The organism is Streptomyces sp. NPDC034085 (assembly GCF_055575555.1).
Window position 1 is genome coordinate 768523 of the sequence record NZ_JBVISL010000001.1, and the last position, 16846, is coordinate 785368.

14 protein-coding genes and 2 tRNA genes are annotated in these 16846 nt (G+C 69.6%); 2 read left to right on the top strand and 14 right to left on the bottom strand.

Going from position 1 to position 16846, the window contains the following annotated elements; translation table 11 throughout:
* Positions 1-9 precede the first annotated feature (9 nt).
* The 8 genes from mreD to ACZ501_RS03630 all read right to left on the bottom strand — a co-directional run bounded on the left by mreD (position 10) and on the right by ACZ501_RS03630 (position 9547).
* Positions 10-705, bottom strand: coding sequence for a rod shape-determining protein MreD (gene mreD, locus ACZ501_RS03595; protein ID WP_361601657.1), 696 nt, complete (start codon positions 703-705; stop codon positions 10-12).
* Between the two features lie 3 nt (positions 706-708).
* Positions 709-1659 carry a rod shape-determining protein MreC gene (mreC, locus tag ACZ501_RS03600; RefSeq protein ID WP_361601660.1) on the bottom strand — a complete coding sequence of 317 codons (951 nt, stop codon included), beginning with the start codon at positions 1657-1659 and terminating at the stop codon, positions 709-711.
* A 167-nt stretch (positions 1660-1826) separates the two neighbouring features.
* Complete coding sequence (locus tag ACZ501_RS03605) at positions 1827-2846, bottom strand: rod shape-determining protein (protein WP_030008578.1); 1020 nt, start codon at positions 2844-2846, stop codon at positions 1827-1829.
* A 318-nt stretch (positions 2847-3164) separates the two neighbouring features.
* Complete coding sequence (gene ndk / locus ACZ501_RS03610) at positions 3165-3575, bottom strand: nucleoside-diphosphate kinase (protein WP_125821114.1); 411 nt, start codon at positions 3573-3575, stop codon at positions 3165-3167.
* Positions 3576-3639: 64 nt separating this feature from the next.
* Entirely contained in the window at positions 3640-3999 is a 360-nt protein-coding gene (locus ACZ501_RS03615) for a DUF4233 domain-containing protein (protein WP_361601663.1), read from the bottom strand.
* Between the two features lie 7 nt (positions 4000-4006).
* Entirely contained in the window at positions 4007-5533 is a 1527-nt protein-coding gene (folC, locus tag ACZ501_RS03620) for a bifunctional tetrahydrofolate synthase/dihydrofolate synthase (RefSeq protein WP_361601666.1), read from the bottom strand.
* A gap of 72 nt (positions 5534-5605) precedes the next feature.
* The gene (locus tag ACZ501_RS03625; protein WP_468792202.1) at positions 5606-6754 is read right to left on the bottom strand and encodes a sensor histidine kinase; all 1149 of its coding nucleotides are present in this window, start codon (positions 6752-6754) and stop codon (positions 5606-5608) included.
* Between the two features lie 171 nt (positions 6755-6925).
* Positions 6926-9547, bottom strand: coding sequence for a valine--tRNA ligase (locus ACZ501_RS03630; RefSeq protein ID WP_362457267.1), 2622 nt, complete (start codon positions 9545-9547; stop codon positions 6926-6928).
* 127 nt (positions 9548-9674) lie between these two features.
* Between ACZ501_RS03630 and ACZ501_RS03635 the strand changes: the two genes are divergently transcribed.
* Positions 9675-10625: a hypothetical protein gene (locus ACZ501_RS03635; protein ID WP_468792205.1), complete on the top strand. Its 951-nt coding sequence runs from the start codon at positions 9675-9677 to the stop codon at positions 10623-10625.
* Positions 10626-10674: 49 nt separating this feature from the next.
* Here the strand turns inward: ACZ501_RS03635 and ACZ501_RS03640 are convergent, their stop codons facing one another.
* The 6 genes from ACZ501_RS03640 to ACZ501_RS03665 all read right to left on the bottom strand — a co-directional run bounded on the left by ACZ501_RS03640 (position 10675) and on the right by ACZ501_RS03665 (position 15848).
* On the bottom strand, positions 10675-10941 hold the full coding sequence (locus ACZ501_RS03640; RefSeq protein WP_468792208.1) for a hypothetical protein: 267 nt from the start codon (positions 10939-10941) through the stop codon (positions 10675-10677).
* Between the two features lie 167 nt (positions 10942-11108).
* Positions 11109-12395, bottom strand: coding sequence for an ATP-dependent Clp protease ATP-binding subunit ClpX (gene clpX, locus ACZ501_RS03645; protein ID WP_030229634.1), 1287 nt, complete (start codon positions 12393-12395; stop codon positions 11109-11111).
* Between the two features lie 153 nt (positions 12396-12548).
* A complete protein-coding gene (locus ACZ501_RS03650; RefSeq protein ID WP_361601710.1) occupies positions 12549-13202 on the bottom strand; it encodes an ATP-dependent Clp protease proteolytic subunit in 654 nt (217 codons plus the stop codon).
* Positions 13203-13305: 103 nt separating this feature from the next.
* Positions 13306-13923 (bottom strand): ATP-dependent Clp protease proteolytic subunit, encoded by a 618-nt coding sequence (locus ACZ501_RS03655; RefSeq protein WP_361601682.1) that lies wholly within the window; start codon positions 13921-13923, stop codon positions 13306-13308.
* A 283-nt stretch (positions 13924-14206) separates the two neighbouring features.
* A complete protein-coding gene (gene tig / locus ACZ501_RS03660; RefSeq protein ID WP_468792211.1) occupies positions 14207-15592 on the bottom strand; it encodes a trigger factor in 1386 nt (461 codons plus the stop codon).
* Positions 15593-15771: 179 nt separating this feature from the next.
* Positions 15772-15848 (bottom strand) — tRNA-Pro (locus ACZ501_RS03665).
* A 179-nt stretch (positions 15849-16027) separates the two neighbouring features.
* On the opposite strand from ACZ501_RS03665, the gene ACZ501_RS03670 reads away from it, so the two are divergent.
* A tRNA-Gly gene (locus ACZ501_RS03670) sits at positions 16028-16098 on the top strand.
* The last annotated feature ends 748 nt before the right edge of the window (positions 16099-16846 follow it).

The window sequence follows — 16846 nt, forward strand, 5'->3', positions numbered from 1 at the left end:
GCTCCCCCGTCACAGCTTCCTGACGTTCTTCACGCCTTTGACGCCCTTTATGCGGCCGGCCCGGTTGGCGCGGCCGACCGACGCCCGCAGCCGCAGGCCGCCGCGCTGGCTGCCGACCCTGAGTCCGGTGCCGCCGGCCAGCCAGCCGGAGGACACGTCGGTGCCCTGCGGCGGGCCGCCGCCGGCTTCGACGGCCATCGGGTCGTTCTCGGCGCGCCGGGCCAGGGCCATGATGAACGGCACCGTGAACGGGGCCAGCAGCAGGTCGTACAGGACGGCGGTGAACAGCAGCCCGCCGAGCCCGACGTGGCGTTCGGCGGTGTCGCCGACCAGGGCGCCCACCGCGACGTACAGCAGGATCGAGCCGACGGCGGCGGCGAGCACGGTGAGCATCGGGCCCCACAGCGAGCGGAACCGGCCGTTGTCGGGGCGGGCCAGGCCGACGAGGTAGCCGATGATGCACAGCACCAGGGCGTAGCGGCCGGCCGCGTGGTCGGCGGGCGGGGACAGGTCGGCGAGGAGTCCGGCGCCGAAGCCGAGGACGGCGCCGGAGGTCGGCCCGTACACCAGGGACAGGGCGACGACGGTGAGGAGCATCAGGTCGGGGACGGCGCCGGGGAGCTGGAGCCGTCCCAGGACGGTGACCTGGAGGACGAGGGCGACCACGACGAGGGTGGCGGAGAGCAGGATCCGGTTGAAGCGCATGGCTCAGCGTTCCTCCTCGTCCGCGGGCCGGCCGGAGACGCTCGGGGAGGGCGTGACCGTGACGGTGACCGTCGGCGTGGGCTTCGGGGGTTCGGGCTTGGGCGGCAGGACGGTGTCGCGCGGGTCGTCGCGGGGCGGCATCACGACCACGCCGACGATGTCGAGGCGGGAGAAGCCGACGAACGGGCGGACGTGCACGGTGCGGGTGAGGCCGCCGCCGGAGGGGTCGACGCGGACGACCTCGCCGAGCGGGACCCCGGGTACGAAGGGCTTGTTGGCGCGGGAGCCGAAGGTGACCAGGCGGTCGCCGGGGCTGATCTTGGCGCGGCCGTTGAGCATCTGGACGGACAGGGCGCGGTCGCCCTGGCCGGTGGCGAAGCCCAGTTCGCCGGTCTTCTCCAGGCGGGTGCCGACGGTGAAGTCGGGGTCGTTGGCGAGCAGCACGGTGGCGGTGTCGGGGCCGACGGTGGTGACGCGGCCGACGAGGCCGTCCCCGTTGAGGACGGTCATGTCGCGCTCGATGCCGTCCTTGCTGCCGGCGTCGATGGTGACGGTCCAGGAGAAGCCCTGGGCGGCTCCTATGGCGATGACTTCCGCGCCCTTGATGCCGTACTGTCCGGCGCCGGCCCGCTTGAGCATCTCGTCGAGCTCGCGGATGCGGCTCTTGGTGCGGTCGTCGCTGCCCAGCCTGGTCTTCAGGAGCGCGTTCTCGCGCTCCAGCGTGGTGATCCGGTTGTGGCGCTCGTCGGAGTCCCGTACGGCCCCTATGGCGTGGGCGACCGGGTCCACCGCGGTCGCGACGCCCTCCTCGACCGGTCCCAGGACCGCTGCCGCGGCCCTGCGGGCCCCGTCGACCGGTGACTCCTCACCCGCTCTGATGTCCACCGTGATCAATGCGAACGCGATGGCGATCAGCAGCACCAGGAGCAGCCGGCTCTCTCGTGTGTCCCTCACGTGCGGCGGCCGTGCCTTCCTCGTAGAAAACCCGTGCGGCGGAGCTGCTCCGGCGGAGCCGGGGCCGCGCCGGACTGTGCCTGTATATCAACGATCCGCCGTACCGGCGCGGTAGCACCCGTACGGCGGATCCTTGTGTTCCGCATGCCCCGTTCGCGGGGATTCGATCACCGCCGGGGCTGGGCGTCCAGGACCTGCTGGAGGGCTTCGAACTCCTCTACGCACTTGCCGGAGCCGAGGGCCACGGAGTCGAGGGGGTCCTCGGCGATGTGGATCGGCATGCCGGTCTCGCGGCGCAGCCGCTCGTCCAGGCCGCGCAGCAGGGCGCCGCCGCCGGTGAGCACGATGCCGCGGTCCATGATGTCGCCGGAGAGTTCCGGCGGGCACTTGTCGAGCGTGGTCTTGACGGCGTCGACGATGGAGTTGACCGGCTCCTCGATGGCCTTGCGCACCTCGGCGGCGGAGATGACCACGGTCTTCGGGAGGCCGGAGACGAGGTCGCGGCCGCGGATCTCGGTGTGCTCGTCCTTGTCGAGGTCGTACGCCGACCCGATGGTGATCTTGATCTGTTCGGCGGTGCGTTCGCCGAGGAGGAGCGAGTACTCCTTCTTGATGTGCTGGATGATCGCGTTGTCCAGCTCGTCGCCGGCCACCCGGATGGACTGCGCCGTGACGATTCCGCCGAGGGAGATGACGGCGACCTCGGTGGTGCCGCCGCCGATGTCCACGACCATGTTGCCGGTGGCCTCGTGGACGGGCAGGCCCGAGCCGATGGCGGCGGCCATGGGCTCCTCGATGATGTGCACCTGACGTGCGCCGGCCTGCGTGGACGCCTCGATGACGGCGCGCCGCTCCACTCCGGTGATGCCGGAGGGCACGCAGACCACGACGCGCGGACGCGCCAGGTAGCGACGCTTGTGGATCTTGAGGATGAAGTACCGGAGCATGCGCTCGGTGATCTCGAAGTCGGCGATCACGCCGTCCTTGAGGGGGCGTACGGCGACGATGTTGCCGGGTGTCCGGCCGATCATCTTCTTCGCCTCGGAGCCGACGGCCAGGATCCCACCGGTGTTCGTGTTGATGGCGACCACGGACGGCTCGTTCAGAACGATTCCCCGGCCCCTCACGTACACCAGCGTGTTGGCGGTCCCGAGGTCGATCGCCATGTCACGGCCGATGAACGACATGTTGTTCCCCTTGTTCCCCATGAGGAGCGTCTGGCCTTCCAGTTGATAGCGGCTGCTGTCAGGTCGGCGAGGTGGGTGTGGTGGGTGGAGGCCCCATCGTAGTGCCGTGGGTACCGACACCGCGCGACGGGACTCCGGCGATCCCGCCGGAACGGAAACCCGCCCCCTTAGTGGTGACGACCAGTCCTTGCCATGCGTTCCCGGCCGGTGTCCGCAATACCGAAGGGCGACCGAAATTACTTCGGTCGCCCCAGGTCGTGAGCGCTATTCGGCTGATGTCTCGTCAGTGAGGAGTGCTCGTGGAATATGCGAGGAAGCTCAGAGAGCCGGGAAGAACAGCTTCAGCTCGCGCTCCGCAGACTCCTCGGAATCCGAGGCGTGGATCAGGTTCTCCCGGACGATCGTGCCGAAGTCCCCCCGGATGGACCCGGGCGCGGCGGCGATCGGGTCGGTGGGTCCGGCCAGCTGGCGGACACCCTCGATCGCGCGTTCCCCTTCCACGACCAGGACGACGACCGGACCGCTCGCCATGAACCCCATCAGGGGCTCGTAGAAGGGCTTGCCCTTGTGCTCCCCGTAGTGCGCCTCCAGGGTCTCCGCGTCCAGCGTGCGCAGCTCCATCGCGGGAATGGTCCAGCCGGCCTTCCGCTCGATGCGGCCGATGATCTCGCCGACCAGGCCGCGCCTGACGGCGTCCGGCTTGAGGATGACGAGCGTGCGCTGGGTCATGTGAAAACTCCTTGCGGCAAACGGGTGCGGTGCGACGAATCTACAGGGCCGGAACGGTGAACCGTCACGCAGCGTCAGGAGCGGCGGCCTCCGCCTGCCGGGCGGCCCAGCTCGCCTTGATCGCGTCGATCTTGCGGCCGTAGTGCACCGAGCACCACCACAGGCCCGCGAAGACCGCGCCCAGGAAGAACATCGTCGGGACCACGAAACCGCTCGCGATCAGTCCGATCTGCAGCGCCCAGCCGAGCTGCACCGCGCCGGGGCGCGACAGCATCCCGCACAGCAGCACCGACACCAGCATCGTCACACCGCAGACCGTCCACACCTGGGCCTGGGTCAGGTCCGGGTTCTTCATGGCCACCAGGCCCGCGAAGCCGACGATGAAGAATTCACCGATCAGCGTGCTCGCGCAGAGCGTGCGCATCGATCCCTCAGCCCTTCTTGAACAGCAGGCGGGCCTCGCCCACCGTGATCACGGAACCGGTCACCAGGACGCCGGCCCCTCCGTATTCGGCCTCTTCCTCCGCAAGGGTGACGGCCGCCTCCAGCGCGTCGTCCAGCCGCGGTTCCACCTGCACCCGGTCCGGGCCGAAGACCTCCACCGCGATCGCCGCCAGCTCGTCGGCGCCCATCGCCCGGTGGCTGGTGTTCTCGGTGACCACGACCTCCGCGAAGATCGGCTCGAAGGCCTCGAAGACGCCCTTGACGTCCTTGCCCTCGCTCGCGGCCACGACGCCGATCAGCCGGCTGAAGCCGAAGGCCTCGGTGACCGCCTCGGCGGTCACCCGCGCCCCCGCCGGGTTGTGCGCGGCGTCCAGGACCACCGTCGGGCTGCGGCGCACGACCTCCATGCGGCCCGGCGAGGTCACCGAGGCGAAGGCCCGGCGGACCGTGTCCGCGTCCAGCTCGCGCGCGTGGTCCCCGCCGACCCCGAAGAAGGCCTCCACGGCGGCCAGCGCGACCGCCGCGTTGTGCGCCATGTGGGCCCCGTACAGCGGCAGGAAGATGCCGTCGTACTCGCCGCCCATCCCGCGCAGGGTCAGCATCTGGCCGCCGACCGCCACCTCGCGCGCGACGACGCCGAACTCCATGCCCTCGCGGGCCACCGTCGCGTCGACCTCCACGGCCCGCTTCAGCAGCACCTGCGCGGCGTCCACGGGCTGCTGCGCCAGGATCACGGTGGCGCCCTGCTTGACGATGCCGCCCTTCTCCTGCGCGATCTCGCCGGGGGTGGAGCCGAGCCGGTCCGTGTGGTCCAGGCTGATCGGGGTGATCACCGCGACCGTCCCGTCGATCACGTTCGTGGCATCCCAGCTGCCGCCCATGCCGACCTCGACGACGGCCACGTCGACCGGCGCGTCCGCGAAGGCCGCGTAGGCCATCCCGGTGAGCACCTCGAAGAAGGACAGCCGGTACTCCTCGGCGGCGTCGACCATCTCCACGTACGGCTTGATGTCGTGGTACGTCTCGACGAAGCGCTCGGCGCTGATCGGCGCCCCGTCCAGGCTGATCCGCTCGGTCACCGACTGCACGTGCGGGCTGGTGTAGCGGCCCGTGCGCAGGTCGAAGGCGTTCAGCAGGGCCTCGATCATGCGGGCCGTGCTCGTCTTGCCGTTGGTGCCGGTCACGTGGATGGACGGGTACGCGCGCTGCGGCTCGCCCAGGACGTCCATCAGCGCGGCGATGCGGCTGACGGACGGCTCCAGCTTGGTCTCGCCCCAGCGGGTGGCGAGCTCCTGCTCCACCTCCAGCAGCGCCTTCGCCACCTCCGGATCCTCGGGGCGGGACGGCACGGGGTCACCCGACGGCGGCCCGGCCTGGGCGCGCAGGGTGCGGCTGCCGGCCTCGATCACCGCCAGGTCGGGGTCGCGGTCGGACTCTTCCGCCACGATCTGGTCGAACTCGTCGAAGGTACCGTCGCGGTCGCGGTCGTGGCTCTCGGGCTGCTGCTCACTCACGGGGTCCAGTCTACGGACGAGGGCCCGCGGACTTCCGGCCCGGCCGTTCCGGGACTTCCGGCACGCCCGCGATCAGCCGCGCGGCAGCGTCGCCACGACCTCGTACGCGTGCGGCGTCCGCGTCGCCGTCAGCGTGCCGCCCAGGCTGCGCACCCGCTCCGCCATGCTCGCCGTACCCGAGCCCGCCGACACCGGGGCCCGGTCCGGGGCGCCGGCCGGCAGGCCGTTGCCGACGGCGATGCGCACGTGCGGGCCGTCCACGCGGACCGACACGTCGATGGTCTCGCCGCGCGCGTGCTTGGCCGCGTTGGTCAGGCACTCCTGCACCACCCGGTAGACCGCCGCCTGCCGCAGCGGCGACAGGGCGTGCGCCTGCGGGTCCATCGCCAGCCGGACGGGCGACCCGGCCCGCCCGCTCTGCTCCGCCAGCGCCGCCAGCCCGTCCACACCGGGGGTCGCGGCACGCTCCCCGCGCTGGACGATGATCTCGTTCAGCAGCAGGTGGGCCCGCCGGGCGGTGTCCGACAGCTCCTCGAAGTCCTTCGCGTACGGCGTGTCGCGCGCCCGCACCGACAGCACCTCCGAGCGCACCGTCAGCAGCGTCAGCTCCCGCCCGACGAAGTCGTGGACGTCGCGGGCGACCGAGGTCCGCTCCTGCTGCACGGCGCTCAGCACCGCCGTCTCGGCCCGCCGCGCCTCCAGCTCGCACACCAGGTCGTGCCGGTAGGCGGCGATCCCGACGGCGGAGGCGAGCACCCCGATCGGCACCACCAGGCTGAGGAAGGCACTGAGCGTCTCGGCCCGCGGCTCCGGCCAGCCCGGCACGCTGAACACCGCCAGCGCGAAGGCCACGTACCCGGCGGTGGCCAGGACCGCGGCGCGGCGCCCCCGGTACCGGCCGACGGAGTACAGCGCGAACTGGATCAGGGTCAGCTCGTGCAGCCAGCCGATGAACAGCAGGGCCGTCAGGTACGCCGCCCAGGGCATCCGGCGCCGGACCAGCAGCGCCGAACAGCCCACGGTGAGCACGGCGGCGGCGCCCGCGCCGCTCAGGGAGTTGTCGGCGGCCGCCAGCCCGGGCAGGTCCAGCGCCATCAGCCCCAGGCAGCTCAGCGCCGTGAGGACGTCCTGCGCCCGGGGCGACGCGCCCCGGGCCCCGGCCATCCGGCGGCCGCGGGCCAGGGCCCGGTGGAACGCCGAGAGGGCGGGCTTGACGTGCATTCCCCCATCATCCGTGGTCGTCCCCCGGGTTCGGATCGGGGGGTGGGACCCACCCGGTGATCTACAGCACCCACGTGTCCCGGTGCCGGCACGCGCGAAGGCCCCCGCACCGTCCTGCGACGGTGCGGGGGCCTTCGTACGCGAGTACGCGACGCCGCGCGCCGCGACGGGCTACGCGGCGGGCAGCCCGGCCAGCTGCGCCTGGATCCGGGCGATGTCCGCCTCGGCCTTGGCGAGACGGCCCTTGATCTTGTCCACGACGTTGTCGGGGGCCTTGGCGATGAACGCCTCGTTCCCGAGCTTCGCCTCCGCCTGCTGCTTCTCCTTCTCGGCCGCGCCCAGGTCCTTGGTCAGGCGCTTGCGCTCGGCGGCCACGTCGATGGTGCCCGACAGGTCGAGCGCGACGGTGGCGCCGGCGACCGGCAGGGTCGCGGTGGCGCTGAAGGCATCGCCCTCCGGCTGGAGGCGCAGCAGCTGCCGGATGGCGGCCTCGTGCGCGGCCAGCGGCGTACCCGCCAGCTCCAGGCGGGCCGGGACCTTCTGGCCGTCCTGCAGGCCCTGCTCCTTGCGGAACCGGCGGACCTCGGTGACCACGGCCTGGACGCTCCCGATCTCGGCCTCGGCGGCGTCGTCGCGGAAGCCGCTGTCCTTCGGCCACTCGGCGACGACCAGGGACTCACGCCCGGTCAGCGTGGTCCACAGCGTCTCGGTGACGAAGGGGACCACCGGGTGCAGCAGCCGCAGCATGACGTCGATGACCTCGCCGAGGACCCGGCTGGAGACCTTCGCCTGCTCGCCGCCCGCGAAGAAGGTCGTCTTCGACAGCTCGACGTACCAGTCGAAGACCTCGTCCCACGCGAAGTGGTAGAGGGCCTCGCTGAGCTTGGCGAACTGGAAGTCGTCGTAGTAGCCGTCGACCTGCGCGACCGTCTTGTTCAGCCGGGACAGGATCCAGCGGTCGGTCGCCGACATCCGCTCGACCGGCGGCAGGTCGCCCTCGATCGTCGCGCCGTTCATCAGCGCGAAGCGCGTGGCGTTCCAGATCTTGTTGGCGAACTTGCTGGAGGCCTGGACCCAGTCCTCGCCGATCGGCACGTCGGTGCCGGGGTTGGCGCCCTTGGCGAGGGTGAAGCGGACGGCGTCGGAACCGTACTTGTCCATCCAGTCGAGCGGGTCGACGACGTTGCCGAAGGACTTCGACATCTTCTTGCCGCGCTCGTCGCGGACCAGGCCGGTCAGCGCGATCGTCTTGAAGGGGACCTCGCCGTCCATGGCGTACAGGCCGAACATCATCATCCGGGCGACCCAGAAGAAGATGATGTCGTGGCCGGTGACCAGGACGTCGGTGGAGTAGAACTTCTCCAGGTCCGGGGTCTTCTCCGGCCAGCCCAGCGTGGAGAACGGCCACAGGCCGGAGGAGAACCAGGTGTCCAGGACGTCGGTGTCCTGGGTCCAGCCCTCGCCCGTGGGCGCCTCGTCGTCGGGGCCGACGCAGACGACCTCGCCGTCCGGGCCGTACCAGACCGGGATGCGGTGGCCCCACCACAGCTGGCGCGAGATGCACCAGTCGTTGAGGTTGTCGACCCAGTCGAAGTAGCGCTTCTCCATCTCCTGCGGGTGGATCGCGACGCGGCCGTCGCGGACGGCGTCGCCCGCGGCCTTGGCCAGCGTCTCGACCTTGACCCACCACTGGAGGGACAGGCGGGGCTCGACGGTGGTGCTGCACCGCGAGCAGTGCCCGACGGAGTGCAGGTAGGGGCGCTTCTCGGCGACGATCCGGCCCTGCTCGCGCAGCGCGCCGACGACCGCGGAACGGGCCTCGAAGCGGTCCAGGCCGAGGAAGGGGCCGTGGACGGTGATGACACCGTGCTCGTCCATGATCGTCATGTTGGGCAGGTCGTGGCGCTGCCCGATGGCGAAGTCGTTCGGGTCGTGGGCGGGCGTCACCTTGACGCAGCCGGTGCCGAACTCCGGGTCGACGTGCGTGTCCGCGACGACCGGGATCGAGCGGTCGGTGAGCGGCAGCTTGATGAGCCGGCCGACCAGGTGCTTGTAGCGCTCGTCGTCCGGGTGGACGGCGATGGCCGTGTCACCGAGCATCGTCTCGGCCCGGGTGGTGGCGACGACGAGGCTGTCCTCGCCCTCGCCGTAGCGGATGGAGACGAGTTCGCCCGCGTCCTCCTGGTACTCCACCTCGATGTCGGAGATGGCCGTCAGGCAGCGGGGGCACCAGTTGATGATGCGCTCGGCGCGGTAGATCAGCTCGTCGTCGTAGAGCTTCTTGAAGATCGTCTGGACGGCCTTGGACAGGCCCTCGTCCATGGTGAAGCGCTCACGGCTCCAGTCGACGCCGTCGCCGAGGCGGCGCATCTGGCCGAGGATCTTGCCGCCGTACTCTTCCTTCCACTGCCAGACCCGCTCGACGAACTCCTCGCGGCCCAGGTCGTGGCGGGACTTGCCCTCCTCGGCGAGCTGCTGCTCGACCTTGTTCTGGGTGGCGATGCCGGCGTGGTCCATGCCGGGCAGCCACAGCGACTCGAAGCCCTGCATGCGCTTGCGGCGGGTCAGGGCGTCCATGAGCGTGTGCTGGAAGGCGTGGCCCAGGTGGAGCGAGCCGGTGACGTTCGGCGGCGGGATGACGATGGTGTACGGGGGCTTCTCGCTCGCGGGATCGGCCGTGAAGTACCCACGCTCCACCCAGCGCTCGTAGAGCTTCCCCTCTACCTCGGCCGGCGCGTACTGGGTCGGCAGTTCGGAGTCGGGGGCGCTGGGTGTCTGCGTGTTCTCGGTCACGGGCACAGTTTAGGGCCGTAACGGTCCGGTACTGAAACCGGTAATGCGGGGGCCCGAGTGCCCTCTCGCCCATGCCTTCCGCAAGGATGTGTGAAACGGATAAGCAGACCTCACAGGGGGACGCGGGATGAGTTACCACCAGCCAGGGCCGTACGGCCAGCAGCCGCAGCAGCCGGGTCCCTACGGGCAGCAGCCCCCGCCGCCCCCGAACCCGTACGGCCAGCAGCCGCAGCAGCCGGGCTACGGCTACCCCCAGCAGGCCCCGCCGCCGCCCGGCCCGCCGCAGGGCTACCCACAGCAGGGCGGCTACCAGACGCCTCCTCCCCCGCCGGCCCCGCAGCCCGCGTACGGCTACCAGCAGCAGCCGCAGCAGCCGGCGTACGCGCCGCCCCCGCCGCAGCCCCCGAAGAAGTCGAAGGCCGGCCCGATCATCGCGGTGGTCGTCGCCGTGGCCGTGATCGCGGGCGGCGCCTGGTGGTTCCTGGGCGCCGGCGGCCCGGTCTCGGACGACACGAAGGGCTACAAGCTGGTCGCCCCGGAGTCGGTGGGCGAGTTCCAGAAGAACCCGAAGTACGAAGAGAAGCCCATCAGCGACAAGGACAAGCAGGAAGCCGAGGCCGTCGGCATCAAGAACCCCACCCAGGTGGGCATGAGCTACATGGCCGGCGACCCGAAGAATCCGCTCACGCAGAAGGGGATCAACTTCAGCGGCGTCTACGGCGACATCGCCGACCCGGAGAAGTCGGTCGACGCCTACTTCGCCATGTTCAAGATGAACGCCGCTCAGAAGAACGACAAGTCGACGGTCGAACTGGTCGGCAGCCCGAAGGAGATCACTCCCGAAGGGTTCGACGGCGCCGTGCTCAAGTGCCAGGAGATCAAGGCGACTCCGAAGGACCCGAGCAAGGGAATCAAGGAGTTCACGCTGCCCGTCTGCATCTGGGGGGACTACAGCACCCTGGCCGCGGTCAGCGCCAGCGACGCCGTCTCCATCCTCGCCGGCAAGCCCGGCTACACCCTGGAGCAGACCGCCGACTTCACGGCGAAGCTCTACAACACCGCCCGCGTCAAGTCCTGATCGCCCGGCGCCCGGTGCGGGCGGTTCCGCACCGGGCGCGACATGATGCCTACGCCTCCAAGCATGCTGCCAAGGCGTCAGCAGGCCTGACTCCTATGTTGAGCAGAGATCCGTAACACTGGCTGAAGGACCACGCCTGGTGAGCGGCACCCGCCGCGCAGGCACTCTCCACGTTCGGACCGATCACGTAGCCCGCCTGATGCAGCGCATACTGGCAATCGCCCTGATCGGCCGATGCGGGTGAAGCCACCACGATCGGCAGCGCAGCAGCGGCGAACATCGCCGCCAGAACGGCGCCTGCGCGCTTCTTCTTCATGTCTCGTCCCTTCCAAGAAGATGGTCGAGAGGGAGTCGATCAAGGACTCGGGCCACGCGCCATGGGGCGACAGAACTGTCGACCGAATATCGGTCACTTTCGTCCGGAAACGAAGAGGGGCGCCCCGGATGTCCGGGGCGCCCCTCCTTCGTGTGCGCTGCGGGTCGCTACGCCGACTTCTCGTGCGGGCCCTGGTCCTTCGGGACGATGCGGGGGACCAGCGTCGGGTTGACGTTGGAGCGGACCACGTCGGCGGTGATGACCACGCGGGCCACGTCCTTGCGGGACGGGACCTCGTACATCACCGACATCAGGACCTCCTCCATGATGGCGCGCAGGCCGCGCGCGCCCGTCTGGCGCAGGATCGCCTGGTCGGCGATGGCCTCCAGGGCTTCGCGCTCGAAGTCCAGCTCGACGCCGTCGAGTTCGAACAGGCGCTGGTACTGCTTCACCAGCGCGTTGCGCGGCTCGACGAGGATCTGGAGCAGCGCCTCGCGGTCCAGGTTGTGCACCGAGGTCAGGACGGGCAGGCGGCCGATGAACTCGGGGATCATCCCGAACTTCACCAGGTCCTCCGGCATGACCTCCTGGAACTGGTCGCTCGCCTCGATCTCGCGCTTCGAACGGATCGTCGCCCCGAAGCCGATGCCCTTGGCGCCCGCACGCGACTCGATGATCTTCTCCAGGCCGGCGAAGGCGCCGCCCACGATGAAGAGCACGTTCGTCGTGTCGATCTGGATGAACTCCTGGTGCGGGTGCTTGCGTCCGCCCTGCGGGGGCACCGAGGCCGTGGTGCCCTCCAGGATCTTCAGGAGGGCCTGCTGGACGCCCTCGCCGGAGACGTCCCGGGTGATCGACGGGTTCTCGCTCTTGCGGGCGACCTTGTCGATCTCGTCGATGTAGATGATCCCGGTCTCGGCCTTCTTGACGTCGTAGTCGGCCGCCTGGATCAGCTTCAGCAGGATGTTCTCGACGTCCTCGCCGACGTAGCCCGCCTCCGTCAGCGCCGTCGCGTCGGCGATGGCGAACGGGACGTTGAGCATGCGGGCCAGCGTCTGCGCCAGCAGGGTCTTGCCGGAGCCCGTGGGGCCCAGCAGCAGGATGTTGGACTTCGCGAGCTCGATCGCGTCGTCGCGGCCCTGCGCGCCGCCGTTCTCGCCGGCCTGGACGCGCTTGTAGTGGTTGTACACCGCTACCGAGAGCGCCTTCTTCGCCGGCTCCTGGCCGACGACGTAGCTCTCCAGGAACTCGTAGATCTCACGGGGCTTGGGGAGTTCCTCCCACCGGACCTCGGAGGTCTCCGCGAGTTCCTCTTCGATGATCTCGTTGCAGAGGTCGATGCACTCGTCGCAGATGTACACACCGGGTCCTGCGATGAGCTTCTTCACCTGCTTTTGGCTCTTTCCGCAGAACGAACACTTGAGCAGGTCGCCGCCGTCACCGATGCGTGCCACGAGGTGCTTCCCCTTCGCCTGGGAGACGCCTGGTTCAGCGCTCCTGGTGCCTCATATCCGACGGTACCTTGCCGGGGGCCCCGTTCGGGGCCCCCTTGACGCGGTTCACATCGCGGGATTCCGCTCTGTCGCCACGCCAGTTGCCGGCAAGGATCAGACCGCGTTCATCTTGCGGGTCGAGACGATCTGGTCGATCAGGCCGTACGCCAGGGCGTCCTCGGCCGTGAGGATCTTGTCGCGCTCGATGTCCTCGCGGATCTTCTCGATCGGCGTGGACGAGTGCTTGGCCAGCATCGTCTCCAGCTGGTCGCGCATGCGCAGGATCTCGTTGGCCGCGATCTCCAGGTCGGAGAGCTGCTCGCGGCCGGTGCCGCCCGAGGGCTGGTGGATCAGCACGCGGGCGTTCGGCAGGGCCATGCGCTTGCCGGGGGTGCCGGCGGCGAGCAGGACCGCGGCGGCGGAGGCCGCCTGGCCCATGCAGACCGTCTGGATGTCCGGCTTCACGAACTGCATCGTGTCGTAGATGGCCGTCAGCGCGGTGAAGGAGCCGCCGGGGCTGTTGATGTAGATCGAGATGTCGCGGTCGGGGTCCATCGACTCCAGGCACAGCAGCTGCGCCATGACGTCGTTGGCCGAGGCGTCGTCGATCTGCACGCCGAGGAAGATCACGCGCTCTTCGAAGAGCTTCGCGTACGGGTCGTACTCGCGCACGCCCTGCGAGGTGCGCTCGACGAAGCGCGGGATCACGTAGCGGTTGTCGACCTGGGGGCCGGAGTAGAGGCCGCTCGCGGAGAAGTTGTTCTGCATCTGGGTGTTCACCGTCCTGGTGGCGTTCTGCGGGCTGGGGGTGCCTGGCTCGGGCGGGCTGGCGTACGGGTCCTCGTACGGGCCCCCGTACGCCGGGCCGGGATCAGGCCCCGGTGCCGCCGCCGCCCGGGACCAGGGACGCGGCGGAGATGATCTCGTCGATGAGGCCGTACTCCTTGGCCTCCTCCGCGGTGAACCAGCGGTCGCGGTCGCCGTCGCGGATGATCGCCTCGACGGTCTGGCCCGAGTGGTGGGCGGTGATCTCGGCCATGCGCTGCTTGGTGCGCAGCAGGTACTGGGCCTGGATCTTGATGTCGGAGGCGGTGCCGCCGATGCCGGCGGAGCCCTGGTGCATCAGGATGTCGGTGTTCGGGAGCGCGAAGCGCTTGCCCGTCGCGCCGCCGGTGAGGAGGAACTGGCCCATGGAGGCCGCCATGCCCATGCCGATGGTGACGACGTCGTTCGGGATGTACTGCATGGTGTCGTAGACCGCCATGCCCGCCGTCACGGAGCCACCGGGGCTGTTGATGTACAGGTAGATGTCCTTCTCCGGCTCGGCGGCCAGGAGGAGGAGCTGCGCCGTGATCTTGTTCGCGATGTCGTCGTCGACCTGCTGGCCGAGGAAGATGATGCGTTCGCCGAGCAGCCGGTTGTAGACATGGTCGCCGAGGCCGCCACCGATGGACGGCTCACCCGCGGCGTAAGGCTTCAGATTCGTCACGTATCCACCTGCTCGTCTCCGACGGCCACATGCCGTCTCAGCGTCTCGTTCTGGGGCGCGGACCTACCAGGGGGCGATGCCCGCCGGCGTCGGGTACTCCCGTGCCCTCGTATTCATGGACCCTAACGCGCAGGTAGGACAACGCCATCCCGCTTCCCGAACTGTTCGCTCGGAGCGCAAGCTCCCGAGCACTTCACGAGGGCACGGGGAAGGGCCCGGACGCGGCTGCGTCCGGGCCCTCCGGGGCACTGCGGGAGACTCCGCCAGGGATCCTCCCGGGGTGTTACTTGGCCTCGTCGTCACCCTCGGCGGCGGCCTCGGTGACCTCGGCGGAAGCCTCGGCCTCGACCTCGTCCTCGTCGTCGGAGAGGTCGACGACCTCGCCGTTGGTGTCGACGACCTTGGCAGCCTCGACGACGACCGCGAGGGCCTTGCCGCGGGCGACCTCGCCGACGAGCATCGGGACCTGGCCGCCCTCGACGACGGCCTGGGCGAACTGGTCGGGGGACATGCCGGAGGACTGGGCACGGCGCATGAGGTGCTCGGTGAGCTCCTCCTGGTTGACGCCCAGCTTCTCCTTGTTGACCAGCGCGTCGAGGACGAACTGGGTCTTGATGCCCTTGACGGCCTGCTCGGAGGTCTCGGCGTCGAACTCCTCGGCCGTCTTGCCCTGGATCTCGAGGAACTTCTCGAGGTTCAGGCCCATCTGGCCGAGCTGGTGGTGCTCCAGGTTGTGCTTGCGGGTCTGGACCTCGTCCGCGAGGAGCTTCTCGGGGATCGGGACCTCGACGAGCTCCAGCAGCTTCTCCAGGACGCGCTCCTGGGCCTGCGTGGCCTGGTCGTACTGCTTCATGTTCTCGAGGCGCGTGCGGCTGTCCGCCTTGAGCTCCTCGAGGGTGTCGAACTCGCTCGCCATCTGGGCGAACTCGTCGTCCAGCTCCGGCAGCTCGCGGGCGGAAACCTTGGTGACCTTGACGGTGACCTCGGCGTCCTTGCCCTCGGCGGAGCCGCCCTTCAGCTGCGAGGTGAAGGTGGCCTCGCCACCGGCCTCCAGGCCGGTCACGGCCTCGTCGATGCCGTCGAGGAGCTCGCCCGAGCCGATGGTGTAGGAGACGTCGGTGGCGACGCCGTCCGCGAGCACCTCGCCGTCGACCTTGGCCTCGAGGTCGATGGTGACGACGTCACCCTCGGCCGCGGCGCGCTCGACGTCCTTGGTGGACGCGAAGCGGCTGCGCAGCTGCTCGACCGACTTCTCGACGTCCTCGTCCGAGACCTCGACCGCGTCGACCTCGACCTCGATGCCGGAGTAGTCCGGGATCTCGATCTCGGGGCGGACGTCCACCTCGGCGGTGAACTTCAGGAGCTCGTTGTCCTTCAGCTCCGTGATGTCGACCTCGGGCTGGCCCAGCGGGTTCAGGTCGGCCTCGTTGACGGCCTCGGTGTAGAACTTCGGGAGGGCGTCGTTGACGGCCTCCTCCAGCACCGCACCGCGGCCGAAGCGCTGGTCGATGACCCGGTTCGGGATCTTGCCCTTGCGGAAGCCCTTCACCGTGACCTGCTGGTTGATCTTCTTGTACGCCGCGTCGAGGCTGTCCTTGAGCTCCTCGAAGGGCACCTCGACAGTGAGCCGAACCCGAGTCGGGTTCAGGGTCTCCACGGCGCTCTTCACGGTTCGGTCTCCTTGTGGCTGACTGCTGGGGGTTCTGCCGGAACGCTGCGATTCAGCGGCCTCGACGGATTCGGCCCGGTACATCAGACACACGGGCACGCAGCTTGCATAGTAACCGCAAGCGGCAATCAGCCCACAACGCGATCTTCACGAACGATCCCGGTGGCGGGCGGTACTGGTGGTCGGGGTGGCCGGATTCGAACCGACGACCTTCCGCTCCCAAAGCGGACGCGCTACCAAGCTGCGCCACACCCCGTCGGTGCGACACGTAGGGTACATGCCCGGAGACCCTCCGACGCCAGTGGTTTCCCCGGCGGGCGCACGCGCGCGGAGGGGCGGGCCCGGACACGGCGGGAAAAGCGGTGTGCACTCCCCCCGCGCGACCCGCTAGGATGCTGTCCGTGCCGCGGTCCCCGGACCTGCGGCGCGCGTGCTGCGGGTGTAGCTCAATGGTAGAGCCCTAGTCTTCCAAACTAGCTACGCGGGTTCGATTCCCGTCACCCGCTCTCGAGGGCCCAGGGCCAGGTCGGAGATATTCTCCCCGACCTGGCCCTGAGTCGTTCCCGGGGTCGTTTCAGGCGCTGTGATCACTCCCGCGCGCTCCGTGTCCTCCCCCCTCCACCGCACCAGCTTGTTCAGCGCCTCGACGATCACGCCGTCACAGCCGGCGTCGGCGTGCTGGGAGATAAGCGCAGCATGGGCGGTGCTGCCGCCCCGTCCTCGCCGTCAGCCCGCAGGTGCCGGCCCGGGGCGACGCAGCCACAGTGCCGATGTGCCGGAGATCGGGTGTACACACAGGCCTCGTTCCACAACAGGTTGAAGTGGTTCCGACGCGGAGTCTTTCCCTTGGCCTTGACGGAGACAGCAGCACACCGAACCGGGGGCCGACGGGCGCGCCGGAGTCAGGGTCGTCCTCTTGTCGGCCGCGCTCTTCGGTGCCTTGATCTCCCGCCGTCCGTTCCCCAGCTGGGCGACGGACGGGCGGAGACAGACGGTCCCACTCGCCAGGTCGACGTCCAGGCGGTGCCGCCCCATCAGCTCCAGCTCAGGCGGAGGAACCCGGCCATCATGATCAACCGGCGGTAGAGGGACTGCAGGGCCCTCCCGCCCGTAGACCTGTCCCGGTGTGCGCATGCTGCTGGCGCCTGTGATCTGGCACGAGCTGCGCCTGATCAACTAGCCGGGGAGGGCTGTCCGGGCGGATCGCCTGCAGCAAGGCTCATGCCTTGCCATGGTGATCGGCCTGGTCCCAGC